The following is a 5688-nucleotide window of genomic DNA, read 5'->3' as shown; positions in this document are numbered from 1 at the left end:
GGTGGGCGCCGCGGGCCGAACTCACCTTGTCAGGTGAACTCGACGTGGTCCGAACATCTCCCCAATTGCAGGCAGCGATGGAAGGTGCCACTCGGCTGCGCATCTTTCCGCGGGGTGATCTGCCGGGTTTGAACCGGCCCATCGCCGTGCTGGAACAGGTGGAATCAGACGAGGCGACAGCGTGGGAGTCCCGTCCGCTGGTCAAGGCGTTCGAAGTTCCCGCTCGCCTGAACCAGGCAATTAGGTTGGCGGCAGTTGCAGGGGAGACCTTAGTCGAAGAGTTCACCGCGTTTGCCGGCGAGCCGGTAGACGCGCCTGTCCTCCTCTTCCAGCCAGATCCTGGCGTCGATTTTGAGAACGCGCTTGAACTAAGATTCATTGGCAGTTCGCCCTTTCGAAGCACTCGGCCATGGCTGGCTATGGCTGTAACGCAGGAGGCTCGTTCAGCACTGAAGTTCGAACAGCCTCCTTCTGACTTGGGAGACTGCATCCTCGATGGACGCTGTCTTCTGGCCTTCGTCGGGCAAGCTTCGCTCGACCTTGGTGATGGGCGTCTCACGTGGCGTAGCGCGGCCGAGCGCGAGGATACGAAGCGACTGATCCTCACAGGAGAGACTCTACGGCGGGTGCGCGAGACGGTGTTCCTAGGGACGCCAAAGGCTTGGCTTTCGGATGGTCAGCATCACACGCTGGTTTCGTCGGAAGACCTAATTTGGCGGTCGTTGGGGAGAGGCTCGTGGCGTTCTTCGAACAAACACGCGCCCCTGGGCAGGGTCGAGATCGCAATGAGGCGGGGCGGTGAACTGGTCGCTTGGACCTGCGCCGACGTTGCGCCGCGTGAATTGGTGCTATCGGGAGAACCGCGAACCCACTCGTTGAAAATCGAGAATCTGCTCGGGGCCAGCGTTGCGGCGAAGGGCGGTCAGATCCTTCCGATCTCCAGGAATGGTGATGACGCGCGCGTCGATCTTCGACTCCACACCCCAGGCGCGATGCTACACGTGGCGCTGCGATGGGACACCCAACTCGACCTAACGCTCGCTGATCCGATTGCCGAGCCGCTCCTGTTGACCCCGGACATGCGGCCCGCCGTAAGCCGGGCCCAGATTTCGATCGATCGACTGCATGGGTTCCGCCTGTTGGCGCCTGGCGGTCGCGACCTATGGCTGGTGGTTCGGCAGGGCGCAGGACAGCCCGTGCAGGCCACGCGTCGTATCGACGGTCTCGTCCCGCTATCGGCCTTTCAAGACGAATTGCGGGATCTCCTTGGTAGCTTTCCGGACCTCGATGCGGAGGTGCGCCTGAGCTGGGCCGGTCGAGGTGACCACTTCGCCGAGATCGCCTGGTACGACGAAGACCAGCCGCTGGTGGCCGAGAAAGGCATTTCGCCGTTCTCGGGCCTTTCGAGTATCCTTGGTTGGAATCTGGATGCGCTAGCGCTGACGCAGCCTACCGCGAAACTCTCCAACAACCTTCCACGCCTTTCCTTGCAGGAATTGCAGACGCGACTCCTGCAAGAGCTCGGTCCGGGCCCCTGGCTGATCTTCGGGCGAACCAATGACGGGACCTCGCTCAGACCGAAGGTGGTCGCCCAACCACCGGGCGACGACGATCGTGGAAGTGCGCTTCGTCTGGCCTTCAGGATCGCACGACGTGACGCCCGGGACGATGCATTTGCTACAGTGTTAAAGCACCCGGAAGCCTTGAACCGCGCTGATCTCCGCCTCTTGGTCGATCTGAGCGTGGCCGCGCGGGATCGCAACGTGCCCGTGCCGGCGATCGATGCCCTGCGGTCACTTTGCCGTGCCCCCCAGGCGGCTCCGTGGATCCTGTCGACCTGCGACACTCTTGAGGAGCGCGACGCCGTGATCCGGCTACAAAGTGAGTTACCCTTCCTCTGGTGCGCAACGGAAGTCGAGCACTGGGTGTCTGCGTTTCGAACGAGAATTGACGAGTTGGAGCGCCGCCTGGAACGGTTGGAACTACCGACTGCCGACGCAGGGCGCAATGTGGCGGCCGCCCTCGGCCAAATCGCTGATCTGGAGCCCGGGCTAGCGACTCATGCGTGGATCACCTTCCTATTGGTCGCGCCACGAGCAGATTTGGAACCCGGCCTCATCGGAAGGCTATGCCGGCGTCCGAAGGAAACGCTTCGGGAACTCGCCGAAGCGTTCGTGACTCGTCAGAGTGAGCATCGCGAGCCACCGACCGGATTGCATCTCGCGGGGCTCCTGCCAGAGCGACGCGAGCTTTGGGAGCGGTACGACCCAGCCTTCGCGGATTTGATCGCTGCTCCCCTAGTGGCGGCGCGAATGGCGGCCGGCAAACTCCATCAAAACCCGCAGGTTGTCGGACGATGTCGGGCCGCTTGGCTCCACGACCGTCAGCTCTTCGAGAGCGCTCTCGCCGTCGCCCTTGGACGCGAGACTATAGACCCCGGCACCACCCAACGAATGGACCTGTGATGGAAATCGAGAGGCTTCTGGCGCGGCTGCCACGCGATGCTGCAGATGCGATTGTCGGTATGGCTCGACTCCGTTCAGTCGATCTCAATCGGCATCTGCGTGAGGGCTTGGGTGCGCGCGCTGGTCAGCCTAACTCGGCCCTCTCCGAACCGTTTGTCGAAGGCGCTTATCCCTGGTTGCCGTTAGAGGGCGGTTGGGGCGGATTGCCGGCTGGCCTTTTGCACCCAAGAACGCTCGAAGTTCTGCGTGAAGTCGCATACCCGCCCTACACCCACCAGGTGGACGCTTGGAAGCAGCTTTGCGGCGAACGCGCCGCTTCGGTGATCGTGTCGAGCGGCACAGGCTCAGGGAAGACAGAATGCTTTTTGACACCGATTTTGGATGGGCTGGTTCGATCCTCCGATAGCGGTGCAAAACCGCTCGAAGGAGTGCGCGCGCTGATGCTCTATCCGCTCAACGCACTTATCGCCAGCCAGGAGGAGCGGCTGTCAAAGTGGTTCGCCCCCTTCGGCGGAGCGCTGCGCTACTGCCTCTACAATGGCGACACGCCGGAGAGTGTGCGGAGCACCGCCGCGCGTGGGGAACCCTGGAAGGTCGCTGATAGGACGACACTCAGGCGCTCGCCTCCGCCGGTTCTTGTCACCAACGTTACCATGCTGGAGTACATGCTGATCCGGCAGAAGGACGCACCGATCCTGCGGGCGTCACAAGGTACGCTTGACTTCGTGGTACTGGACGAAGCGCACTCATATGTCGGCGCCCAGGCGGCCGAAATTGCTCTCCTACTACGCCGCGTCGCGCTTGCTTTCGGTCGCAAACCCGAAGAGCTCCGATACGTCGCGACCTCAGCGACGATCGGCGGCCCGGACGCCGCCGAGCTACGATCCTTCCTTCGAGATCTGTCAGGCGCACCAGAGCAAAATATTCACGTGGTAAGAGGTGTTAGGGCGTCGCTACCGGCCTCTCCTGCCCTCAATAGCAATCTCATCGAACTTGACGAGATAGCGGGCATGGAACCGCTCCAGGCCGGTGAGATCTTCGCTAAGTCTGCACCGCTAAGGGTCCTGAGGGAGCAGTTCAGAGCCGGCGCCATCGTAGGCTGGAGCGGCTGGAGCGCGCAGGCGCGCCAGATCGGCGGCGCGGACGTAGACCCGAGGCGCCTGCTTGTCGAAGCGTCAAGGGCGAAGGACCCACATTCCGATCCGGCGCTGGCCAGCGCTGGCGGAGACTCAATCCTGCCGGTCCGCCTACACCTCTTCCACCGGACGCTTTCCGGTCTCTGGGCCTGCGTGAACCCGACCTGTCCCGGGCGGCCCGCCGCATCTGAAGCAGCCGACTGGCACTTCGGCGCCGTCTTCCTCGAATCGCGAGAGCATTGCTCACACTGCGGATCGCTCGTGCTCGAATGGGCCTATTGCATTCAATGCGGCGATGGTGCGCTCAAGGCTGAAGAAACTGCCGACGGATCGCATCTTGTGGCCTGGACAGGCGGCACAGGGGACGGTGAGTTCGAGCAAACGCTCGATCGCGACGAAACCTTCGGCGCCGAAGACGACACACAAGACGATGCGCCGCTGACCACATCCCCGGTCGTGAACCGCCGATATTTAGGGGCGCGCGGGGCACGGCCGTCTCCGATAATCCGCTTCGAGCCAAAAACCGGTGCGATCGTCGAGACCGTGGACGGCGCGGGGTTACCAACGACCGCGAGCCGCCACGTAGGTGAGTGTCCATGTTGCGGCTGGGCACCCAAGAAGGTGGACCTCGAGGCCGGCGTGCTTCGATCGCTCGTCGCGGGTGCGCCCTACTTGATGTCTCAGATCACCCCTGGACTCGTCGGGCACCTATCGCCAAAACCTGACGCTGACGAGCCCTTGCCGCTCGACGGCCGGCAACTGATTACCTTCACCGATGCGCGGCAGGGCACGGCCCGACACGCGGCGAACTTGCAGGTGGCATCGGAGCGCGGCTTCGTCCGAAGCTTTCTCTACCACTTTGTGCAGGATCGTCCCGTGCGGGACGACCAGGCCATCGCCGCGATCGAGGCTAAGCTCAAGCGACTGGCCTCCGACGAGCAGGACGGGATCACTCTCAGCCTCATGGCTGACCTTCGGTTGGCGCGAATCAGGCTCGAAGGGGTCGCCACCCCGAAGGCCTGGCGCCAACTTGTCGATCGACTCGCCGCTGAGCCCACAATCAACCGCTTTCTCTCGAATCTCTGGGTCGAGCGCGAAGAGACTTTCTCCGACCCAGCGCGGCTCGCTGAATTCATGCTATATCGGGAGATCATGCGACGGCCCGTCCGCGCCAACAGCGCTGAGACATTGGGCCTTTTGCGCTTGACCATTCCCGGCCTGGACGAGCCCAACGTGGTCGTTCCGGCTTCCGCAACGCGCTTAGGGTTGAATGCAGACGACTGGCGCGACCTCGTGCGCCTTCTCCTTACGCATTTTGTCCGAACTAACGTCATCCTGGATTTCGACGCTAAACGTTGGATGCGTTGGATTGACCGCCGCCAGAGCCACGTGGAAATGGTACCTTTCGAGCCTGCGCTTCCCTCAAGCCGATACGTCCGCTTCTGGCCACACCCCTACGGTCCAAGACCTTCTCGCGTGGTTCGGATGCTTGTCCAGGCGCTTGGTCTCGATCGCGATGATCCAAGCGTTCGGGATGACTTGAACGAACTTCTGCGGGCAGCATGGTCGACGTTGCAAAGGTTCATGACGGTCAGTCCGAATGGCTTCCGGCTACGGCTCGGCGACATGAATGTCACGCCGATCGAAAGGGCCTTCTGGTGCCCCAACACTCGACGTCTGGTGGACACGACCTTCCGCGGACTAAGCCCATACGACAAGCTCGGTGTGCACCCGAAAGCCGAAGCCGTCGACATGCCGACCCTGCCGTTTCCATGGCGCCGTGATGCCCACGGAGGTCGCGTCTCCGATTCAATTCTCGACGACTGGCTAGCGACCGATGAACGTGTCTCGCTCCTGAGGGCCAAGGGGGCCTGGGGCGATCAGCAGGATCGCGCGGCGAGGTTCTCGCCGTGGCTGCGCGCGGCGGAGCACTCCGCTCAGCAACCGAGTTTCCTGCTCCGCGACTACGAAAACGCCTTCAAATCTGGAAAAGTCAACGTCCTTGGCTGCTCGACCACCATGGAGATGGGCGTTGACATTGGAAGCATCGAGGCGGTTCTAAACACCAATGCGCCACCGGCGATCGC

At 62.5% G+C, this 5688-nt stretch carries 2 protein-coding genes; both read left to right on the top strand.

Translation table 11 applies throughout. The annotated features are described in order from the left end of the window. Positions 1-2465 (top strand): hypothetical protein (locus EOA60_RS37630; RefSeq protein WP_164899341.1); only part of this gene is annotated, 2465 nt, incomplete at its 5' end. Continuing rightward, positions 2465-5688, top strand: a 3224-nt coding sequence (locus EOA60_RS15960; protein WP_164899340.1) for a DEAD/DEAH box helicase, incomplete at its 3' end; no start/stop codon positions are given. The genes EOA60_RS37630 and EOA60_RS15960, both read left to right, overlap by 1 nt.

It is taken from the genome of Mesorhizobium sp. M1A.F.Ca.IN.020.06.1.1, assembly GCF_004023265.1.
GTDB lineage: Bacteria > Pseudomonadota > Alphaproteobacteria > Rhizobiales > Rhizobiaceae > Mesorhizobium.
This window is presented reverse-complemented; position numbering and strand designations above follow the sequence as displayed.